At 45.6% G+C, this 21417-nt stretch carries 22 protein-coding genes; 16 read left to right on the top strand and 6 right to left on the bottom strand.

Going from position 1 to position 21417, the window contains the following annotated elements:
• Positions 1 to 14: 14 nt before the first annotated feature.
• Together A8F94_RS21955 and pdxK are read right to left on the bottom strand one after the other, a co-directional pair.
• Entirely contained in the window at positions 15 to 362 is a 348-nt protein-coding gene (locus tag A8F94_RS21955) for a YojF family protein (RefSeq protein WP_066205733.1), read from the bottom strand.
• A gap of 145 nt (positions 363 to 507) precedes the next feature.
• A complete protein-coding gene (pdxK, locus tag A8F94_RS21960) occupies positions 508 to 1320 on the bottom strand; it encodes a pyridoxine/pyridoxal/pyridoxamine kinase (RefSeq protein WP_066205735.1) in 813 nt (270 codons plus the stop codon).
• A gap of 598 nt (positions 1321 to 1918) precedes the next feature.
• On the opposite strand from pdxK, the gene fdhD reads away from it, so the two are divergent.
• From fdhD to A8F94_RS22025, 12 genes are all read left to right on the top strand, one after another.
• The gene (fdhD, locus tag A8F94_RS21965; protein WP_066206113.1) at positions 1919 to 2680 is read left to right on the top strand and encodes a formate dehydrogenase accessory sulfurtransferase FdhD; all 762 of its coding nucleotides are present in this window, start codon (positions 1919 to 1921) and stop codon (positions 2678 to 2680) included.
• Between the two features lie 103 nt (positions 2681 to 2783).
• A complete protein-coding gene (gene fdnG, locus A8F94_RS21975) occupies positions 2784 to 5756 on the top strand; it encodes a formate dehydrogenase-N subunit alpha (protein WP_139070159.1) in 2973 nt (990 codons plus the stop codon).
• Complete coding sequence (locus tag A8F94_RS21980; RefSeq protein WP_066205742.1) at positions 5756 to 6586, top strand: 4Fe-4S dicluster domain-containing protein; 831 nt, start codon at positions 5756 to 5758, stop codon at positions 6584 to 6586. Before fdnG ends, A8F94_RS21980 begins: the two co-directional genes overlap by 1 nt.
• Positions 6579 to 7289 carry a formate dehydrogenase subunit gamma gene (locus A8F94_RS21985; RefSeq protein ID WP_066205744.1) on the top strand — a complete coding sequence of 237 codons (711 nt, stop codon included), beginning with the start codon at positions 6579 to 6581 and terminating at the stop codon, positions 7287 to 7289. The genes A8F94_RS21980 and A8F94_RS21985 overlap by 8 nt, the downstream gene beginning before the upstream one ends.
• 384 nt (positions 7290 to 7673) lie before the next feature.
• Positions 7674 to 8489 (top strand): formate dehydrogenase accessory protein FdhE, encoded by an 816-nt coding sequence (locus A8F94_RS21990; RefSeq protein WP_066205746.1) that lies wholly within the window; start codon positions 7674 to 7676, stop codon positions 8487 to 8489.
• Between the two features lie 35 nt (positions 8490 to 8524).
• Positions 8525 to 9130, top strand: coding sequence for a molybdenum cofactor guanylyltransferase (mobA, locus tag A8F94_RS21995; protein WP_066205749.1), 606 nt, complete (start codon positions 8525 to 8527; stop codon positions 9128 to 9130).
• Between the two features lie 35 nt (positions 9131 to 9165).
• Positions 9166 to 10398 (top strand): molybdopterin molybdotransferase MoeA, encoded by a 1233-nt coding sequence (locus tag A8F94_RS22000; RefSeq protein WP_066205752.1) that lies wholly within the window; start codon positions 9166 to 9168, stop codon positions 10396 to 10398.
• Between the two features lie 14 nt (positions 10399 to 10412).
• Positions 10413 to 12335 carry a molybdopterin biosynthesis protein gene (locus A8F94_RS22005; RefSeq protein ID WP_066205755.1) on the top strand — a complete coding sequence of 641 codons (1923 nt, stop codon included), beginning with the start codon at positions 10413 to 10415 and terminating at the stop codon, positions 12333 to 12335.
• A 63-nt stretch (positions 12336 to 12398) separates the two neighbouring features.
• A complete protein-coding gene (locus A8F94_RS22010; protein WP_066205758.1) occupies positions 12399 to 12860 on the top strand; it encodes a molybdenum cofactor biosynthesis protein MoaE in 462 nt (153 codons plus the stop codon).
• Positions 12853 to 13086 (top strand): molybdopterin converting factor subunit 1, encoded by a 234-nt coding sequence (gene moaD, locus A8F94_RS22015; protein ID WP_066205761.1) that lies wholly within the window; start codon positions 12853 to 12855, stop codon positions 13084 to 13086. Before A8F94_RS22010 ends, moaD begins: the two co-directional genes overlap by 8 nt.
• Before the next feature lie 91 nt (positions 13087 to 13177).
• Entirely contained in the window at positions 13178 to 14197 is a 1020-nt protein-coding gene (locus A8F94_RS22020; protein WP_066206116.1) for a MoeB/ThiF family adenylyltransferase, read from the top strand.
• Between the two features lie 491 nt (positions 14198 to 14688).
• Entirely contained in the window at positions 14689 to 15231 is a 543-nt protein-coding gene (locus A8F94_RS22025) for a hypothetical protein (protein ID WP_066205764.1), read from the top strand.
• 127 nt (positions 15232 to 15358) lie between these two features.
• Here the strand turns inward: A8F94_RS22025 and A8F94_RS22030 are convergent, their stop codons facing one another.
• On the bottom strand, positions 15359 to 15682 hold the full coding sequence (locus A8F94_RS22030; RefSeq protein ID WP_066205766.1) for a general stress protein: 324 nt from the start codon (positions 15680 to 15682) through the stop codon (positions 15359 to 15361).
• A gap of 158 nt (positions 15683 to 15840) precedes the next feature.
• Between A8F94_RS22030 and A8F94_RS22035 the strand changes: the two genes are divergently transcribed.
• From A8F94_RS22035 to A8F94_RS22045, 3 genes are all read left to right on the top strand, one after another.
• Positions 15841 to 16521: a uracil-DNA glycosylase gene (locus A8F94_RS22035; protein WP_066205770.1), complete on the top strand. Its 681-nt coding sequence runs from the start codon at positions 15841 to 15843 to the stop codon at positions 16519 to 16521.
• A gap of 120 nt (positions 16522 to 16641) precedes the next feature.
• Positions 16642 to 16917, top strand: coding sequence for a YwdI family protein (locus A8F94_RS22040; RefSeq protein WP_066205771.1), 276 nt, complete (start codon positions 16642 to 16644; stop codon positions 16915 to 16917).
• 11 nt (positions 16918 to 16928) lie between these two features.
• Positions 16929 to 17300 (top strand): DUF423 domain-containing protein, encoded by a 372-nt coding sequence (locus tag A8F94_RS22045; RefSeq protein WP_066205773.1) that lies wholly within the window; start codon positions 16929 to 16931, stop codon positions 17298 to 17300.
• A gap of 57 nt (positions 17301 to 17357) precedes the next feature.
• Here the strand turns inward: A8F94_RS22045 and gerQ are convergent, their stop codons facing one another.
• On the bottom strand, positions 17358 to 17891 hold the full coding sequence (gene gerQ, locus A8F94_RS22050) for a spore coat protein GerQ (RefSeq protein WP_254660928.1): 534 nt from the start codon (positions 17889 to 17891) through the stop codon (positions 17358 to 17360).
• A gap of 506 nt (positions 17892 to 18397) precedes the next feature.
• On the bottom strand, positions 18398 to 19141 hold the full coding sequence (hemQ, locus tag A8F94_RS22055) for a hydrogen peroxide-dependent heme synthase (RefSeq protein WP_066205776.1): 744 nt from the start codon (positions 19139 to 19141) through the stop codon (positions 18398 to 18400).
• Between the two features lie 288 nt (positions 19142 to 19429).
• On the opposite strand from hemQ, the gene pta reads away from it, so the two are divergent.
• Positions 19430 to 20407: a phosphate acetyltransferase gene (gene pta / locus A8F94_RS22060; RefSeq protein WP_066205778.1), complete on the top strand. Its 978-nt coding sequence runs from the start codon at positions 19430 to 19432 to the stop codon at positions 20405 to 20407.
• Between the two features lie 85 nt (positions 20408 to 20492).
• Here pta and zupT read toward each other — a convergent pair whose 3' ends face one another.
• On the bottom strand, positions 20493 to 21299 hold the full coding sequence (gene zupT, locus A8F94_RS22065; RefSeq protein WP_066205780.1) for a zinc transporter ZupT: 807 nt from the start codon (positions 21297 to 21299) through the stop codon (positions 20493 to 20495).
• Positions 21300 to 21417: the final 118 nt, after the last annotated feature.

Here is a 21417-nt window from a genome sequence, read left to right on the forward strand (position 1 = left end):
TAGGTTGTTCCTTTTTATTCAAACGGTGCCGGGCTGATTTCAAGAGCAACTGCAAGCTTGCCGCTAAAATCGTGTCCTGCCATCAGCAGCCTGCCCTTTTCATCAACCTCATAATGTGTTATTCCTTCTGCGTAAACCCAGCCGAATGGAATTTTCAACCCTACTCTGTATGGACCGTTACCTGTAATTTTTCCATAGTCATATTGGACCTTGGCATTGCGGATATACGCGCCTGAGGAAAAGAATGATTGGTCATTGTGTGAAGCATAGGCGCCATTGGTCGTTTCCAGATGTATATATACTTCCTGCCCGCAATATTTGTTTATTGCGGCCTGGATTTTATTTGCGTTAACTGGTTCCATCTAACTCCCCTTTCTGCAGATGTCTGCCAAGATTATTTATGCAGTTTAATATTGTTTATCATACTAAAGTTGGCTCTGAAATGCGAAGGCCATGCACTAATTGAATCAAATGAAAGGGCCTGGAATTTTTCCAGGCCCTTGTCGATTAACTGTTTTGGGTTTTCCGATAAGCACCTTGCCAGGTCGGTCCCACATATTCATTAAGCTGGAAGCCTTCACGGATGGCCTCAGTGATGAACAGCTTAGCTGTATCAATTGCAGCCTGGACTTCCAAGCCTTTCGCAAGGCCGGCTGCAATGGCTGAAGAATAGGTGCAGCCTGCCCCATGTGTATAGGTTGTACCAATTTTTGGTGTCCGGTAAAGGTGATAGTTTTTGCCATCATAAAGGAGATCGATTGCTTCGCCTTCATAGTCGAATTTGCTTCCGCCTTTAATGACAACATACTTTGCCCCTTGGTCGTGAATGGTGGCAGCAGCTTCTTTCAGCTGGTCCATCGTCCGGATTGGGCCGGTTTTGGCAAGCTGCCCAGCTTCAAAAAGATTAGGGGTGACAACAGTAGAAACTGGGACAAGCAACTCGCGCATTGCATCGGTTGTTTCAGGATTAAGGACTTCATCCTCTCCTTTGCAGACCATAACAGGGTCAATGACAACCTTGTCCAATTTGTGCTCTTTTATAACCTTTGCAGCTAGCTCGATAATTTCGACAGTTCCAAGCATACCTGTCTTCATTGCATCAATACCAACCGAAAGAATTGTATCCAGTTGCTTTTTTAGCGTTTCGACTGGCAGCGGGTGAACCTCGTGGTGCCATCCTTCAGGCTTCATGGTGACGATGGTTGTCAAAGCGGTCATGCCGTAAACACCAAGCTCCTGAAATGTTTTTAGGTCGGCTTGAATCCCGGCGCCTCCGCTTGTATCTGAACCGGCAAGTGTCATAACCTTTTTAATCGACATAAATGCTGCCTCCTTTTACAGGTCAACCAGGGTGTATCTTTTCTTTCCCTGGATCTACTAAATTTTTATACACCTCATTTTACTCAGTTAAAGCCCCCTTTGTAAAGAAAAGGGAGCAGCATATCAATACACAGGATAGAACATTGGCATTTTATCACTAAGAGTTGGGATTGGCTCATATCCCCACTGTTGGGGTGGATTGTTACGATTTTGTGTCTAATTACCGGTAACGTGATAAATATTACTGCGTAAAAAAACCATCAAGCTTAATCTATTTATACACCGTAAGAGTGGCAGCAATGCAATGTTTGAAAACGCTGCCTTATTATTTCTATCTTCACGGTTATTATCTTTGGGAGTCACAAAATATACAAATCTTAGACACAAAAGTGCAATCAATCTGTCAAATATAAACCACTTTATTGGCCGTTTTTAATATAAATTTTAGTAGTCACACTTGCGCCAGCCTTGAATTGCAAGGGTTTTCAAAGAAAGGGCCCATTTTTCAGAGGAGTGAGAATTATCACTGCTGCATTCGCCGGGGGTTTCTACAATGAAGATAGGTGAAATGGCACCGGACGGAAAAGGAGGAAGGACAATGAACAGGAAAAGCTGTCCTGAAGAATATCCCATCAATCTTGCAGTCAACGGATATGAAATTGCCGTTTTCCAGTTAACGAAATCTGATTTGGAAGACTGGGTGTATGGTTATCTCTTTTCAGAGGGAATGATTGATACGGCAAATGATATAAAGCATGTAGAGTTTCATGAAGGTACTGCAACACTCGAGGTCACATTGAATAATTCTTTCGATGGCGAAAAGATGTTCTCGAAAAAGAAGCATTATACTGCCGGGTGCGGCCGGGGAGTTACTTTTTTCTCAATGACAGATGTAAAGCAGTTCGAAAAGAACCGCTCAAATAAACTATATTCCTTAAGCTATTTGTTGAAGAAACGTGCTGAATTTGCACAGGCTTCCGAGCTCTATTTGGAGACAGGAGGCATGCATGGGGCATGCATTGTTGACCAGGCAGGCAATTTAGTGATCCGGGAAGACATCGGCAGGCATAACGCCGTGGATAAAATCATTGGCTATGCAATCCGCAGCCAGCTTAACCCCGAGGATTTAATCCTTCTTACAACTGGACGTGTTTCCTATGAAATGCTATCCAAGGCAGCAAAGTTTGGCTTCGCCGTTATCGGCTCAAGGACAGCCGCCACAAAGCAGGCTATCCAACTAGCCAAATATTTAAATATAGAAGTAGTGGGCTATTTAAGGGGGAAAATGGCTGTTATTTATACCTCTGCTGGAAGGGTCCGCAGTGATCTCAGAGAATCCGTTGCTGCAGAAGTAAATTGAAAGGGGGAATTACTCAGGGAAAAAACATCATTGATGCTATTCACTTCGGGGAATTAAGGGATGCTTTAGTTAATTAAGGGAAGGAGACAGAGAGATGGTTGAAATCAACCTGAATCGCCGGCAGTTCTTAAAATTGTCTGGCGCCACAGCAGCTACATTGGCCATCGTGGAGCTGGGCTTCGATGAAAAGAAAGCCCATGCGAAATCGAAAGAGCTGAAAACAGCCAATGCAAAAGTAACGCCAACCATTTGCTGCTTTTGCGGCGTGGGGTGCGGTATCCTTGTGCATACCAAAAATGATACTGTCGTATACACAGAAGGAGATCCGGACAACCCAATCAATGAAGGAAAACTTTGCTCTAAGGGAACAACCTTAAGGCAGCTTTATACTTCGGAAAAACGCTTGACCAAACCGCTTTACCGTGCACCGGGAAGCGATGTTTGGGAAGAGAAAGACTGGGAATGGATGTATGAAACCATTGCCAAGCGTACGAAAGAAACCCGTGATCAATCCTTTGTTGTAAGTGAAGATGGCATAACTGTAAATAAGACAGAAAGAATTGCAAGTATGGGCGGAGCAGCGCTCGACAATGAAGAGTGCTATTTGCTCGCGAAACTGATGAGAGGGCTTGGCGTCGTTTATCTCGAACACCAGGCACGAATATGACATAGTTCTACGGTTGCCGGTCTGGCACCTAGTTTTGGTCGTGGAGCAATGACTAACCATTGGAATGATCTGCAATATACCGATTGTGCCCTGATTATGGGGGCAAACCCTGCTGAAAACCATCCGATTTCATTCAGATGGCTAACGAAGGCAAGGGAAAAAGGAGCGAAAATTGTTTCGGTCGACCCACGCTACACAAGGTCCTCCGCAATGTCAGATGTTTACGCACCCCTTCGTTCAGGTACGGATATCGCTTTTCTAGCAGGAATGATCAATTATGCAATCGACAACAACTTGATCCACAAAGAGTATGTTGCTAAATATACAAACGCTTCATTTATTCTCAAAGACAGCTACGACTTCAATGATGGCCTCTTTTCTGGCTATGATGAAGCAAAGCGCAGTTATGATAAAACACAATGGGCTTTTGAAACGAATGAAGATGGCACACCGGTCAAGGATTTAACCCTTGAACATCCGCGTTCCGTTTTCCAAATGATGAGAAATCACTATTCCCGTTACACAATCGAAAAAATTGTTGAAACAACTGGTACTCCTAAGGAAGACTTCCTGAAAGTTTGTGAAGCTTTCTGTTCAACTGGCAAGGTAGGCAAATCAGGTGTCATTATGTATGCAATGGGTATCACCCAGCATACGGTCGGCTCGCAAAACGTCCGTGCAATGGCGATACTTCAGCTTCTTCTCGGCAATGTCGGGATTCCTGGAGGCGGTCTTGCAGCAATGCGCGGTGAATCAAACGTACAGGGATCAACAGACTTCGCCCTTCTTTACGGGGACCTGCCTGGTTACGTTGGAGTGCCAAAAGCGACTGTTCCAGAACATGCAACTCTTGCTGGCTACAACGAAAAAGAAACGCCTAAAACAGGCTACTGGAGCAACAAGCCTAAATTCTTGGTCAGTATGCTGAAGGCCTGGTACGGCCCGAATGCTACGAAGGAAAATGAATTTTGTTATCAATACCTGCCAAAAGGCAATAAAAACTACTCCCATATCAACCTGTTCCATGCCATGTATAACAAGGGAATCGATGGATTGTTCCTATTTGGGACTAACCCTGTTGTAGGGGGCCCTAATGCTGGCAAAGAGAAAGAATCGCTTGCCAACCTGAAATGGCTAGTGGCAGTTGACTTGTGGGAAACAGAATCGTCTGCATTTTGGAAAAAGGAAGCTGGCGCCGATCCAAATAAGATTGCAACAGAAGTATTCCTGCTCCCAGCATCGGCTTCATTTGAAAAAGAAGGGTCTGTGTCGAATAGCTCGCGCTGGATGCAATATCGCTGGAAAGCAATCGATTCCAGGGGAGAAGCAAAGGCAGACCTTGAAATCATCCATGAGTTTGCAACAAGGATTAAGGCTCTGTACAAAAATGAAAATACGCCAGTTGCCCAGCCAATCAATGCGCTTTATTGGAACTTTGGCGAAGGAAACCATCCTGATATAGACCTTGTCTGTAAGGAAATTAACGGCTATGATCTCACAACCGGCAAGCTGGTAGCTGGTTTTGGCAAACTGATGGACGATGGAACAACTTCAAGCGGTAACTGGATTTATTCAGGCTTCTACCCTGAAGAAGGCAAGAACAGGGCGAAAAACCGTGATGCGAAAACAGGCGGCCCGAACTTCCTGAACTGGTCCTATGCGTGGCCGATGAATCGCCGTATCATTTACAACCGTGCGTCTGCCGACCTGAATGGCAAGCCATGGAGCCAGGAAAAAGCAGTTATCAGCTGGGATGCTGCCCAGAAAAAATGGGTCGGAAACGATGTTCCTGACTTTGTAGCCGACAGGGCGCCATCCGATCCGGGCGGACAAAATCCGTTTATCATGCTGAAGGATGGAGTCGCAGGGGTTTTTGCTGGCCTGAATGAAGGTCCTTTCCCTGAGCACTATGAGCCATTCGAAAGTCCTATTTCCAATCTATTCTCGAAGCAAAACTTAAACCCTGCAGTCCAAATCTTTGAAGGCGACTTTAACCTTAAAGGCGATAACAAAGATTTCCCAATTGTTGCAACAACCTATCGGGTGAGCGAGCATTGGCAGTCCGGATCCATGACACGGAACCAGCAATGGCTGTCCGAGCTTGTAGGGCATATGTTTGTAGAAATCAGTGAGGAACTGGCAAAAGAAAAAGGCATAAAGAATAAGGACAAAGTAATTGTTACATCAGCCCGTGGAAAAGTTGAAGCCTACGCCATGGTTACAAAACGTTTCAAGCCATATACAATCAAAGGCAAAAAGGTCCATCATATTGGCATGCCTTGGCATTTTGGTTACAAAGGATACGCAACAGGGGATTCGGCAAACCATTTGACACCGCATATCGGCGATGCCAACACAACCATCCCAGAGTATAAAGCATTCCTTTGTGACGTAAGGAGGAAGGGCTAATGCCAGGATTTGTAAAATATGTTGATGTCACCAAATGTGATGGATGCCGTGCCTGTATGGTAGCCTGCAAGAACTGGAATGACCTTCCTGCAGAGGAAACGGATTTCCTGGGCAGCGTCCAGTCACATCCAAAGGTTACCGCTGATACATGGAATGTTTTGCAATACATTGAGCATGAAGACTCAAAAGGCAATCTTGATTACCTGTTCCGCCACTCTGCCTGCTTCCATTGTACAGATGCGGCTTGTGAAAAGGTTTGCCCTGAGGATGCAATTTCCTACACTGAATTTGGGACAGTTGTCATTGACCAGGAAAAGTGTGTAGGTTGCGGATACTGTGTCCAAAACTGCCCGTTCGATGTTATATCGTTAAAAACGTATATCGACAAAAACGGCAAGGAATATAAGAAGTCCCATAAATGTACAATGTGCACAGACAGGATTGAAGAAGGCCTTCAGCCAGCGTGTGTAACAACTTGCCACACTGGGGCAATGGAGTTTGGCAGCAAAGACGAAATGATCAAAAAGGCAGAAAAGCGCTTGAGTGAAATCAAGGAACGCTACCCGAATGCTATGATTTACAACCCGCAGGGAGTAGGCGGTACCCATACTGTTTACGTCCTTGCTGAAAAGCCATCTGTATACGGTTTGCCTGAAAATCCTAAAGTCCCTACTTCAGCTGTCCTTTGGAAGGACTACGCCCAGCCACTTGGCAAGATGATGCTGGGTGCGACGACCATGGCGCTAGTAGGAGCGTTTGTAACCAATAAAATTGTAAGCAAGAAGACAGAAGTTGCCGAACATGAGAATGGTGGTGACAGCAATGAGTAAGCAGAAAATGAGTGATGTACAAATCCGCCGTTTTCCTAAGGCGTTTGTCTGGGCTCATGCGATAAATGGTATTGCGTTCTTTGCGCTCTATATTACCGCTTTGCCTATGTACACCGAATTCTTCGACTGGCTTTATCCAGTCCTTGGCGGACCGGAGGGAGCACGTTTGCTGCACAGAATTTTCGCCGTTGCTTTCATACTGCCAACCTTTATCCTGTTAATTTTTAGTCCAAAGTGGTTTATGCTTTGGATGAAGGAATTAATTACATGGAAAAAACGAGACATGGCATTTTTCGGGAACTTTGTAAAGGAACTATTCGGTTTCAAGTTTGACCATGTCAGACAAACATTTTTTAACGCTGGTGAAAAAATCAACTCAATTCTCCAGATGTTCTGTGCCATTCTGGTTATTGGATCAGGGTTTACAATGTGGTTCCCTGCCTATTTCCCAAAGGCACTTGTGCAATGGGGTTACTTCCTTCACAACGTCGGCTTCGCACTAGGAATTGCAGTAATTGTGGGGCACATCTATCTTAGTGTTATCCATAAGCATTCCCGCCCAGGCTGGACTGGAGTTGTGACTGGAAAGGTCCCAGCCCGGTGGGCAAAGGGTCACTATGCCGACTGGTATGATGAAGAAGTGAAGAAAGGTAACTTCCCTGACCTTGATAAGCTGGACAAGAAAAAACACAAAGGTGCATAATAAGAGTAAATACTTGTATGCGCTTCAATAAAAGCAAAAAGGGGAATGGCTGTCTGTAAAGGCAGCCATTCCTTCTAAGAAAAGCGTAAGCGCCCCGGTCAGCCCCGACCAGCTTAAGACCTCGAGCTGTAACAATCATCGCTTTTCCCAAGCCATGATTGTTACAAGATACACAGGGATGCTAATTCTAGGTGAAAACTGGCTAGGCGCTCCTCGCAAAAGAAGAGCACTTTTGCTTCGTGCGGTGCTTATGCTGCCGAAGCATTACTTGTGAAGCTGGACAATTCTCGAATTGTATTTTCTCTTTAATTTTATAATTATAGATATAACCTTAAAGAAGGCATTGTCCTTCAGCAGTACAATACATGAAAAGAGGTGCACAGGGTGAAAACATCCGTCGTATCCAAAGAGTATTTGAATTTACAAAAAGAGATTATCAGTCTGCAAGAAAAATGGAAAGCTAGCCTTAGCGAACGAGCAGTAAATGTAAAGGTGGATAAAACTTCTTTATCTGAAGGGGTGCCATTGGCAGCCGTAGCGATTTTTGATTTTGATATTCCACTATTTCTACAGTGGATAGAGGAATTGAAGGCATTGTTGGTGAAGAATAATCAGAGCATGGAAGATAAACTCACTTTTTCAAGCAATTTGATTGATGAAAATACTGCGCGGCGCTGGGTTGATGAGGCGCTTGCGTTTAACGATATGTATTTCTTTGATTTTGCGGAGCAACATGGTGTGGAAAAGTGGATTCCTCATTTTCTTGCCGAAACTGCTGTACGCCCGTATTTGCAGCTTGCAGCTGAAAAGGCGCAGCCTGGCCTTCATTCAGGCGTTCATGGAGCGGGCTGCCCAGTGTGCGGCGAACCAGTAAGGCTGGCGCAGCTTGAAGGGGAAGGGAAGAAGGAACTTCACTGTCCGCGCTGCCTGGCACACTGGCACGATAAAAGGATTACCTGCTCCCATTGCGGCAATGATGATCATGATTCCATGAAATTTATTACGGTTGAGGGAGATTCAGTATCCCAAATCCAGGCATGTGATAAATGCCATGGCTATATTAAGATTATTGACACTCGCCAATATATTGAAAAGCCTTCACCAGCGATGCTGGATTTAAATTCTATCCATCTTGACTTTATTGCCCAGGAACACGGCTATTATACTGGCGGGAATAAGGGCCATAACGAACAAGCCTAGCAGTGAAAGGGCTTTGTGAGAAGAGGATGGTAAACATGAAAGCGACAGCAATACTTCTATCCGGGGGCAAGTCCAGCAGGATGGGAACCAATAAGGCCTTGCTGGATATTGGCGGGAAACCGAATATTGAAAGAATCAGAGATGAGCTGGCCGGCATTTTCGATGAGATCATTCTCGTAACAAACGACCCGGGGCAATATGAATTTCTAAATGTCCGGACAGTGGCTGATGATTTTCCAGGAAAGGGCCCCCTTGCCGGTATCCATGCCGGGCTGAAGGCCTCAAGCTATGATACGGGTTTTGTCGTTGCATGCGATATGCCATTTGTATCCGGGGATTTAGCAGAAAGCCTTATCAGAAGGCTTGGGAATCACGATGCAATTGTTCCGATGATCGGGGGGACGCACCATCCCCTTTTCGCTGTATACAAAAAGAGTATAATAAAAGAAATACAGTCTTGCATTGAAGAAGGAAGGCTGCGGATTAAGGATCTTTTAAGGAACATAGATGCTGTTTATATAGATAAAAAAGAACTTCAAACATATTCCGCTATATCACTGGAGAAGGTTTTTTTCAATATGAACCATCCGGAAGAATATGAATATGCCAGGAAAGCAGTTAAAGATAAAAACAGGTTGTAAGTGAAACCTGCCGGGAAGGGAATGGGAGCGGGCTTATGCAATTTTTCAAGGTCAAAACAGTCGAGGAAACCTTCAGGTTGATTGATGAAAAAGTCAGTGGAATCGCGGAAATTGAAAACCGGAGACTGGAAGATGCGCTTGGATATGTATTGGCCAAGCCGGTACAGGCTCGGGAAGACGTTCCGGGGTTTGACCGGTCTACTGTAGATGGCTATGCAGTTAGGGCGGCGGATACTTTTGGTTCTTCAGAATCAATGCCGGGGTTTTTGACTGTGGCCGGGGAAGTGGAAATGGGCAAATATGCTTCTATTCCAGTCGGATTTGGAGAAGCTGTATACGTTCCGACCGGCGGAATGATTCCGAATGGCAGCGACAGTGTAATCATGATTGAACATTGTGAGGAAATCGGCGGCCTGCTGAATACCTATAAACAAGTAGCTCCGGGAGAAAATATTATTCGAAAAGGCGAGGATATAGCGGCGGGTGAGCTTCTTCTTGACGCAGGCACCCGATTGCGGCCCCAGGAAATTGGTGCCCTTGCTTCACTAGGAATAATCGAGGTTCCGGTATACAGGCGGATCAAGGCAGGATACTTGTCCTCCGGGGATGAAATTGTCCCGTTTGAAACAGCCGAGCTGAAGTTAGGACAAATACGCGACATCAATTTTCTGACGATTGCGGGCCTCGCCCGCGAATGGGGGATTGAAATAGTATATGGAGGGATCGTCCCGGACACCTATGAAGAATTCCAAAAAAGAGCAAGCATTCTGTATGAACAGGTTGATTGTCTTATTCTTTCAGGAGGAAGCTCTGTAGGAGCAAAGGATTATACAACTGATGTCATCCAGTCTTTGGGAAGTCCGGGTGTATATGTCCACGGCATATCCATAAAGCCAGGCAAGCCGACAATTCTTGCAATGGCTGATGGGAAACCCATCATTGGGCTGCCGGGCCATCCTGCATCTGCTATGATTATTTTTCGATTGTTCGGGGAGAGGGTATTAAAAAGGCTGCAAGGCGAAACCCTTGAAAAACGGGCAGACAGAATTTATGCGCGAATCACAAAGAACATCCCATCGAGCCCCGGCCGCTCGGACTATATTCGTGTAAGGCTGTTTGAACAGGAAAATGAATGGTGGGCAGACCCGATTATTGGAAAATCCGGGCTAATCACTACATTGGTAAAAAGCGATGGAATTGTAGAAGTTAGTTCCGAAAAAGAGGGCATCGCCCAGGGCGAATATGTCCCGGTCATTGTATCAAGGTAGGGGGGGAGCGGGAAATGGACCAGAAGCGGTATAAACGGAAAATCTATCTGGAGGACAAGTCCAGGGCTGTGGCACGGGAAGAATTGCTGGCAGCTTTCGACCTGCCGTCTCAAACGGAAAAAATAAGCGTGGATGAGGGCCTTGGCAGAATCACAGCCAACCCAATCTATGCGAGTACATCCATGCCCCATTATCATGCATCGGCCATGGATGGTATTGCCGTTCTTGCCGCGGAAACTTACAGTGCGCATGAAAAGAATCCGCTTAGACTGACTCATGGGGAGCAGTTTGAGTATGTTGATACAGGGAATGCCATACCATCCCAGTACAACGCCGTTATTATGATTGAAAATGTGAATGTGATTGATGAGCAAACAATTGAAATCATCGAACCAGCGACACCCTGGCAGCATATCCGCCCAATTGGGGAGGATATCGTTCAGGAAGAAATGATTTTTCCGCAAGGGCATAAAATGCGCCCTGCTGACCTCGGCTCGCTCCTTGCAGCCAGAATCACTGAATTTGAGGCCATAAAAAAGCCTTCTGTTGCCATCATTCCGACTGGCAATGAGCTGATTGATGTGAAAGACAAGCCTGAACCAGGCAAAATCATTGAATTCAACGGAACCGTTTTTTCTAATTTTGTGAAGGAATGGGGCGGAATGCCTCATTTATTCCCCATTGTAAAAGACGAGCCCGAAAAAATAAGAGAAGCACTTTTGAAAGCAGCCGAGATAGCGGACATTGTTGTTATTAATGCGGGATCGTCTGCCGGTTCCAAAGACTTTACTGTCCATATTATAGAGGAAATCGGTACAGTCTTTACACATGGGGTGGCGGCGCGTCCCGGCAAGCCGGTCATTCTTGGGCAAATCAATGGGAAACCGGTCGTTGGGGTGCCTGGTTATCCGGTATCCGCCTATTTGGCGCTAGAATGGTTTGTACAGCCGCTTATTTGCAAATACTTGCAAATCCCAGTGCCGCAACGGCAAACAGTCACGGTTAAGCTGGGCCGCCGTATTGTTTCGACAATGGGCCAGGAAGATTTTATCAGGATGAATATTGGCTATGTAAACGGCCAGTATGTTGCCAATCCACTTACACGCGCTGCAGGAGTCACGATGTCCTATGTACGGGCAGATGGTTTATTGGTCGTTCCTTCTGATGTGCTGGGCTATGAACAGGGTGATGAGGCTGAAATTGAACTTTTCAGGCCGCTCGAAGAGATAAAGAATAGCATTGTGTTTACCGGCAGCCACGATTTAACAATCGATCTTTTATCCTCGCAACTAAAACGGAAGAGGAACGATATGAAGGTCATATCTTCCCATGTCGGCAGCATGGCCGGCCTTATGGCCATCCGCAAGGGAGAAGCTCATGTAGCTGGAATCCATTTGCTTGACCCTGAAACGAAGGAATACAATCTGCCCTATGTTAAAAAGCTTTTGGCGGGAATTGACATTGTACTTTATCCTTTTTTAAAAAGGAAACAAGGCTGGTTTGTTCCGGAAGGGAATCCGCTTGGGATTGAAACGGTAGAGGATATTGCCAGAACCGAAGCCCATTTTGTAAATAGGCAGAGAGGCGCCGGAACCAGGATTCTATTCGACCTGCTGCTGAAGGATGCGGGGCTTACCCCGGAACACATAACCGGTTACAGCAGGGAAATGTTCTCCCACCTCAGTGTGGCCGCAGAGGTAAAGGGCGATCAGGAATCGGTCGGACTTGGTATCTATCCTGCGGCGAAGTCGATGGGTCTTTCGTTTATTCCGCTTGCAGATGAAGAGTATGATTTGATTATGACCAAGGATTTTTACGAGAGTGAAAAAGGCAGGATGCTGCTTTCCATCATTCAATCGGAAGACTTCAGAAGAGAAGTCAACAAGATTGGCGGATACGAAGTTGTGGCCGGTGTTGGCCCAAAGGTTGGCTTGTAAAGGGGAAGCAGCATAACAAACACGTAAAGGCAAAACGCCTCGTGTAAGCATGGAGGGTAAGACATGTTTGAAATCTCAAAGGAACCTATCAATATCCAATCTGTCATTGATAAGGTGGTCCAGCGCGAAGCGGGCGCGATTACAACGTTTATCGGAACGGTCCGTGAACTCACTCATGGCAAGAAAACGTTATTTTTAATATATGAAGCATATGAAGCAATGGCGGTCAAAAAGCTGGAACAAATCGGCCGTGAAATCGAGGAGCGCTGGCAGGGATCGAAAGTGGCGATCACCCACCGGGTTGGGCGGCTGGACATAACAGACGTGGCCGTGGTGATTGCGGTATCGACTCCGCATCGTCCAGATGCATATGAAGCAAATCGATATGCCATTGAACGAATTAAGGAAATCGTTCCAATCTGGAAGAAAGAGCATTGGGAGGATGGCGAGGAATGGGTCGGCAATCAGCTGGAAACAGTCGCTTATCCAACAGGCAGACCAGAGGAGGATGATTTAAATGAATAAAGTGATGTTTTTTGCCCATTTGCGGGATACCGCAGGGGTTGATTCCATTGAAATCAATGCAGTTGGAAAAACAGTCGGGGAGCTAAAATCGGAATTGGCAAACAAGTACAGCCTGCCAAAAATGGATACGGTTATGGCAGCCATAAATGAAGAGTTCTCGACTAATGAGGAAACCATCAAGGAAGGCGATGTAATTGCCTTCATTCCTCCAGTCAGCGGCGGCTGAGTTTATAGACGAATTTTTACAAAGGCTTCCTTACTGGGAAGCCTTGTTTGCCGAATTAGAAGGAACGAATCATAGAAAAGAGGACATAAGGATGATAGAACGCTATTCAAGGCAAATCCTTTTTCCTGGGATAGGCAAGGCAGGGCAGGAGAAAATCCGTTCAAAGCATGTGCTGATGGTTGGAGCCGGAGCGCTTGGCTCAGGTAACGCTGAAGTTTTGACCAGGGCCGGGGTTGGCAAATTGACCATCATCGACCGTGACTATGTGGAAGCAAGCAACCTGCAACGGCAGCAACTTTATATTGAGCAAGATGTTGCAGAAAAACTTCCAAAAGCCGCAGCCGCAGAAAGAAGGCTTAGGGCAATTAACTCGGATGTCGTTATAGAGGCTATTGTTGGAGATGCCACCCCAGAGCTACTTGAAGAGCTTGTGGAGGGTGCGGATCTCCTTATCGATGCAACCGATAATTTTGAAACGCGTATGGTGATCAATGATGTTTCACAGAAATACAAAATTCCGTGGATTTATGGAGCGTGTGTCGGAAGCTATGGAATGAGTTTTACGATTATCCCTGGTGTGACTCCTTGCCTGAATTGTTTGCTCAGAGCCATCCCGCTTCAGGGCCTTACTTGTGATACAGGCGGAATTATCGGTCCGGCTGTGCAGATGGTCATTTCCCATCAGACAGCCGAAACCCTCAAAATACTGGTGGAGGATTGGGATGCGGTCAGGACAGCGTTTGTTAGCTTTGATATGTGGCGCAATGAGTTTACATCGATGAAAATGGGAAAAGCAAAATTTCCAGGCTGTCTTTCCTGTGGGGAGCATTGTACTTATCCATATTTGGATACGGAAAATATGACAAAAACCACTGTTCTTTGCGGCCGGGACACGGTGCAAATTCGTCCATCGGTACGAGGGGAAGTGTCACTCCAACAGCTCTCAGGCCAATTGGACTCTCTGGGCTATACGGTCAAAGGAAATCCATATCTTATTTCGGTTGAGCTTGGCAAAGAACGGATGGTCATCTTTAATGATGGCCGCGCTCTCATTCACGGAACGAAAGATTTGACGCATGCAAAATCGATTTATCAAAAGATTATGGGGTAAAGTGAAACTCCAATCAGTGGCGATTTTCCACTGATTGAAAGTTGAACCAATCGGGCTTTTACGGGCTGTTGCCCTCACCTACGCTTCTGCGAATCATCTAAGGCCTTGAGGTGGGGGTCTTACAGCCCGTTAATGCGGGGTAAACACAAAGGCCAGTCCGGAAATGCCGGGTTGGCCTTTGTATTTGAAAAATGGTGTTTTCGTCTTTCGACATTTTTCAATTAAATCCGCTAATTCACTCAGAAACATCGAAGGAACGCGATTTTCTCTTCCTCCTAAATTTTCGATTTTGTAATCAATAGTAAGTAAAATAGGAACACATAGTTATGGATAAATATTGAAAATGTGGCATTAAACACTGGGGTGAAATAGGGAATTATGGATGTCATTTTGATAACAAGGAAGTTTATAAACTAAAGAGGTAAAGAGAAATAATAGGGGCTGTTTCATTTGATTTGGCTGGATGGCTGCTAGTTAAGGGGGAAAAGTGGATGAAAAAGTATATCTGGATTGTTGGGGGAGTAGTCGTTCTCTTGTTAATTGGACTAACGCTGGAGCCGGTTAGGGAGATGGCAAAAGGTATCAAGGATTCGATAAAAGAAACTACAGCAACGGTCACTAATGAGAATGTAAAGTTTGAAGGCAAAAGCAGAGGTACAGCCCGATTCGTCACCGTTTGGGGAAAATCAAATCTTCCAAAGGGAGCGATTGTCACCGGAAAACTCTTGGATATGGAGACGAATAACCTTGCGGCAACTGCTGATGCTGAGGTTGACAAGAATGGAAGTTTTACATTGAAAATGGATAGACCTGACCGGGAAAAGGATTATACGATCGAGGTGTATTTTTTACCTGAGGGGCAACCTGATGAAGTGATTGAAAAATACGGGTCCAAAGGAGAAAAGATAAGCAAAATTTCTAGTGGGTATTATACAGATGGGGATGTATCTGGAATTAGGAGGACTGGTATGACTTTGCGGCTTCCTAAAACTCAGTATTCCGTGACAACCCACCATGATACAGCGCTTTACTAAAACGCAGGCTCGAGACATACCTATCGCTGTCAGCCGTTGGGTGAGGGATAAACTGTAATAGGAATAAAAGAATGCGCATTATTCCATTTAAAACCCCGGAGAGTCTTTCTCCGGGGTTCGTTCCTGCCTATTTCTTGCATGCTACAAGGACAAGTCTGCCTTCGTCCAGCACTTTTTCATAACGGTCCGCCTCTGATTCGGAAAGTCCAAGCGACTGAAATTGGGTGCGCAGTTCATCGCCCCGCTTTTTAAATACACCTGTTACCGAATTGATTAAGCCCTGGTCCATTAATCCGACCTCTTCTACTCCAGTCGCCTTAGCGAGATCGGACTCGCGCTCCTTATCATGTGCAAATAAATAGATGTCATCCTTCTTATAGCCTTCCGTTGCCAAAAGGGACAGCTTATCCTTGGCTTGGACTCCATTTTCCACTACTTCTACTTTATACATAATTGGTTCCTCCTTCTAATCAAACTTAATTATCCTCACACCATTTATTTAACCTCTCCGCAAAACAGTAAACATGTAAAAAGCTGAAAGAGCCCAATCTGTAAAAGAATGATAGAATGGCAGTAAAATGGGGAATAGAGAGGAGAAGGAGGGGTAATATGCTCGAGAATAACTTGCCTGGCAGCTGGTCTGAAGTTTTGGGAGAAGAATTTCAAAAAGACTACTTTCAAGCATTGCGGGAATTTTTAATAGAAGAGTACAAGACAAAGACCATATATCCGGAATACCGTGATATCTTCAATGCATTGATGTTTACTGATTATGATGATGTAAAAGTTGTTATCCTCGGCCAGGATCCCTATCATGGGCCAGGACAGGCACATGGTTTGAGTTTTTCTGTGAAGCCGGGAATCAACCCGCCGCCATCTCTTAAAAACATCTTTAAAGAGCTATGCAGCGATCTTGATATTGAAACCCCTGAACATGGCTACCTTGTTAGCTGGGCAGAACAAGGGGTACTTCTGCTGAACACGGTTCTGACCGTAAGGCAGGGAGAGGCCAACTCCCACCGCGGCAAGGGTTGGGAACGGTTCACTGACCAGGTGATCACCAAGCTCAGTGGACGGGAAGAGCCGATGGTGTTCATCCTTTGGGGAAAACCGGCTCAAAGCAAGCTTTCATTGATCGATACGAATAAGCACAAAATTATTACCTCGGCACATCCGAGTCCATTATCGGCAAGAAGGGGATTTTTCGGAAGCAGGCCTTTTTCGAAAACAAATGAGCTATTAAAGCAGCTTGGATATGATGAAATCGACTGGGCACTGCCGCCGCTATAAAAGTGAAAAGCCAAAAAAACCACTGCCGGAATGAAGGCAGTGGTTTGCCGGCATATGTGCGAATTCATCATGAATACTGTACAATAGGGATATTGCAAAATGGTACAGGGAGCTGATTTTTTGAATATACATATACACACTCTTTTAAGGAAAATGGACGAGGAACTGAATCGGGCAAAATCAGGCTCTACCGAGGCGGAAGTTCGTGAAAAAATTTATACAATCAAAGCATTATGCGAAGTCATCCTTGCTGAAGGGGGAACGAATTTCACGACAGTAAACCCAATTCCGGCAACCCCATCCATACGAGTGGAGAATGGTGGACCTGTTACAGTTCCTCCGAAAAAGCTGGATGTGGATGATGGAGCGAACGGGGATTCAATTTTTGACTTTTAGGGGGATTTAACGTGAAAACATTCATCATCATCGGAGCCATTAATGCATTCCTGGCAGTGGCTCTTGGGGCGTTTGGGGCCCATGGGCTCGAGGGGCGGGTGGAACCGAAATATTTGGAAACCTGGAAAACAGGGGTAACCTACCAAATGTTCCACGCTGCTGGGCTTTTAGTAATTGGAATCCTGCTCGGGAAGGTACCTGCTGGTTCTTTGTTCACCACAGCTGGCTGGCTGATGCTAATCGGGATCATATTGTTCAGCGGAAGCCTTTATGTATTGACACTAACTAAAATTAGTATCCTTGGTGCAATTACTCCGCTCGGAGGAGTTTCTTTCCTGGCAGCGTGGGTATTGATGGTCATCGGCGCAACGAAGTATCTATAAAAGAGAAGGAGGATAGCCATTTCGGCCTATCCTCCTTTCATTTTTTTTATCCCTACCTTACCGTGGCGGTTGAGTGCTTTGGCCATGTCCGGGGCCGCCGCTGCCGCTGAAACCACCGCCACCTGCTCCAAACGGATATTCATACTCGATTTCCTCATCGAAAGTCACATAATCAAGATAAACCATCAAAAGAAGATAGCGCATCCCTGTTTGAGGGTCACTGAGGATAATGTGATCGCGTCCAGCCGCTTCAATAATCCCTTTGAAAACTTGCTGCCTTCGCTGGCCATCCCGAGTCCCTTCAAATGTCATGTAAACAGTTGCCAGCTTCCCGCGGTTCAGGCGGAGGATATTCTCAATATAGGATTCTTCCAAGGGGAGCATTCCGGGTTGTTGGCCCGCTACTGGTGCGCTTGGCTGAAAAGGCATCTGAAATCCGCCGCCAGGGCTCATGCCGAAGCCGCCCATTTGTTGGCCGCCTCCGAAAGATGGTTGTTGCCTTGCGTAGTCGGGGCCGGCGGGCACCCCTCCTGTTCCTGAATAGGGCTGGAAACCTTGTTGGCCTGAACTATAATTACCGTACGGATACATTTTTCATTCCCTCCTCATAAGTTGCGCATTGGAGGTCGGCCGACTAGGTCAGCCTCCGCTGCCATAATTGCCGATTATTCAATTCCTGGTTCGTGAATATCCCAGTTGGAATTGAAGACTCGCTGTTTCAATCATATGAGGCGAGACAGGGTTTTATGACTTATTTGGAAAACCGAGCTAGGCTGCTGATGTTTCCTCAAAAGTGGGTAGGGATGTGGTCTGTCTAATTTCTAAAAAATGTCTAAATTCTCAATCACATTCCCGACGCTATGGAGGCGTTTTTTGTGTGTGCAAGGCCTATAACGAAGCCAAAACTGCCAGGCAAAAATCAAAATATAGTGCCAGCTACTTGATCCAATGAATCAATTACATAAAATTATTATACTACCCATTTGATACTAAATTGGGTCATATCAGTCTTATATAGAAGGTGATTTGGCTCATAGATATTGAGGCGAACCGAAAACAACAAAAACCCCTGCCGCAGTAAGGCAGGGGTAAGGGGATTAGATTGCAAAGAAGCTTTCAACCTTCTCTTCTCCAAAGATATTGCCAACAAAGAATGAGCCAAATTCGCCATAGCGGGCGCTGACTTCATCAAAACGCATTTCGTATACAAGCTTTTTAAACTGAAGCACATCGTCAGAGAACAATGTTACTCCCCATTCATAATCATCAAAGCCAACGGAGCCTGTAATGATTTGTTTAACCTTGCCAGCGTATTGGCGTCCAATCATGCCATGGCTGTACATCAGTTTCTTGCGCTCCTCCATCGGAAGCATATACCAGTTGTCATTGCCCTGGCGGCGCTTATCCATTGGGTAGAAGCAAACATATTTAGCCTTTGGCAAAGTAGGATACAGCCTTGCTCGCACATGAGGGTTTTCGTATGGATTTTCGCCATCATTCAAATAATTGCTCAATTCCACTACCGAAACATAGGAATGTGAGGGAATTGTATATTCAGCCAGTTTCGATTTATTGAACTCCGTTTCAATTTCATTTAATTCTTCCATTGTAGGGCGGAGGATCATCATCATGAAATCAGCTTTTTGGCCGACAATCGTATAAAGCGCGTGGCTGCCTTCTTTGCTTTCCTGGGTAGCATTCCACTTTTCTATAAGGCCCCTAAATTCATCTATGGCGGCCTGGCGTTCATCCGCAGGTGTCATTTTCCAGGTCGTCCAATCAACCGCTCTAAAATCATGCAAACAATACCATCCATCCAACGTTTTTGCTGCTTCGTTCATCCAAATCACTCCCAATTCGTTCTGCTCTTTATACTCGTTTACTATATCATAGTTTCTACTAAAATCCCCATTCGATGCCCTATTGCCGGCTGTCCGTTTAATTCCTGGCCAAAAAGGATATTTTGTCTAAAGAAAGATGAAAATAAAGTCATGTTCTTAGGTGAAAACCATGGTCAGCACTTCTAAACTTTTTGAAAAAACCGACATTTATATACAAGCGGTCTTTTTCTTGAATTTTGACACCATTGGGGTATCCTGAATATGTGTAAAAAAGGAGGAAGAAACAGCGTGAGCGATTTATTTGAAGGAATTAAAGAGAAGCTTTCCGGACATAATCTGAAGATTGTTTTCCCAGAGGGTCTGGATGAGAGAATTTTAAGAGCCGCGGGACGTTTGGCTTCAGAAGGCATCCTGACCCCTGTTCTCATCGGCAATATTGAGCAAGTTCAGGAAAAGGCAAGGCAGTTTGATATTTCCCTTGAGGCAGCTGAAATCTATGACCCTGCCAATTACCTGATGATGGACGAGCTTGTTGCATCATTTGTTGAGCGAAGGAAAGGCAAAGCCACCGAGGAAGATGCCCGCAGGATTTTGCTGGACGAAAACTATTTTGGGACTATGCTTGTTTATGCAAACAAAGCGGACGGCCTTGTTAGCGGTGCAGCCCACTCCACTGCCGATACGGTACGGCCAGCGCTGCAAATCATTAAGACAAAAGAAGGCGTTTCGAAAACCTCAGGTGTGTTCCTCATGGTTCGCGGAGATGAACAATATGTATTTGCTGATTGCGCAATCAATATTGCACCTGACAGCAACGACCTTGCTGAAATTGCAATCGAGAGCGCCCGTACTGCGAGAATGTTTGATATGGAGCCACGCGTCGCGATGCTGAGCTTCTCGACAAAAGGTTCCGCGAAATCTCCTGAAACAGAGAAGGTTATGGCAGCTGCAGAAGAAGCGAAGCGCCGCGATCCTCTCTTGATTGTCGATGGAGAGTTCCAGTTTGATGCTGCGTTTGTCCCATCTGTAGCAGCAGCCAAGGCACCTGATTCTGTCCTCCAAGGTGATGCAAATGTCTTCGTCTTCCCAAGCCTGGAAGCTGGAAATATCGGATACAAGATTGCCCAAAGGCTAGGCGGCTTTGAAGCTGTTGGACCACTGCTCCAGGGCTTGAACCGTCCGGTCAATGACCTGTCGCGCGGCTGCAACACAGATGATGTGTATAACCTTGCGCTGCTCACCGCTGCACAGGCGCTAAGGCAATAAAAAGGGATACGCTTCCTGGTCGATGGAAGCAGACCCGCTATAAAAAAATTCGCCCGGGCCTTTACAGGTCCGGGCTTTTCATTCGTTATATAAAGAGAAGCAGGCTAACCGCCATGACAGCCATTCCGGCAATCAATCCATAGATGGGCAGGTGTGTTTCATCATATCTTTTTGCTGCTGGCAACAGCTCATCAAGAGAAATAAACACCATAATTCCCGCCACTGCAGCAAAAATGACTCCAAACATGACGTCATTAAGAAAAGGCATCAGGAATAGATAGGCCACCAACGCTCCGACGGGTTCGGATAATCCCGACAGGAAGGATAACTTAAACGCTTTTTTCTTGTCGCCTGTAGCAAAATAAACCGGTACAGACACAGCAATTCCCTCCGGAATATTGTGTATGGCAATTGCAATCGCGATGGCTACGCCAAGAGCCGGGTTCTCGATTGCAGAGGTAAAGGTTGCAATTCCTTCAGGAAAATTATGAATGCCAATCGCCAGTGCGGTAAACGTACCCATTTTCAGCAGGGCGGCATCTTGGGCTGCCGAGCCGGGCTGCATATCCTCTACCTTTTTCAATTCATGTGGATTGCCTTGTTTCGGAATAAACTTGTCAATTAGAGCAATCAAAAGGATTCCTCCGAAAAAACCGCCAACGGTCGCCCAGTTTCCTCCTTGCACGCCCAGCGCTGTAACAAGTGCCGTTTTTGCTTTTTGAAAAATTTCAATCATCGATACATATATCATGACACCTGCGGAAAATCCGAGCGTCACCGAGAGAAACTTTGTATTCGTTGTGGAGGTAAAAAACGCCATTAAGCTTCCTATGCCAGTTGCGAGACCTGCAAACAAAGTCAGCCCAAAGGCGAAAAGGATTTCTTCGCTCATATTTATTCCCCTTTCATAGTATAAAACCACTTCTATACAGTATTGGCAAACCTCGTTAGAGGATACTTTTTTTGAGGTGTGCCTCAATTGTAAAATTAATATATGCGCTTGGCTTAAA

Source organism: Bacillus sp. FJAT-27225 (assembly GCF_001685025.1).
In the GTDB taxonomy this organism is placed as follows: Bacteria; Bacillota; Bacilli; order Bacillales; family Cytobacillaceae; genus Bacillus_D.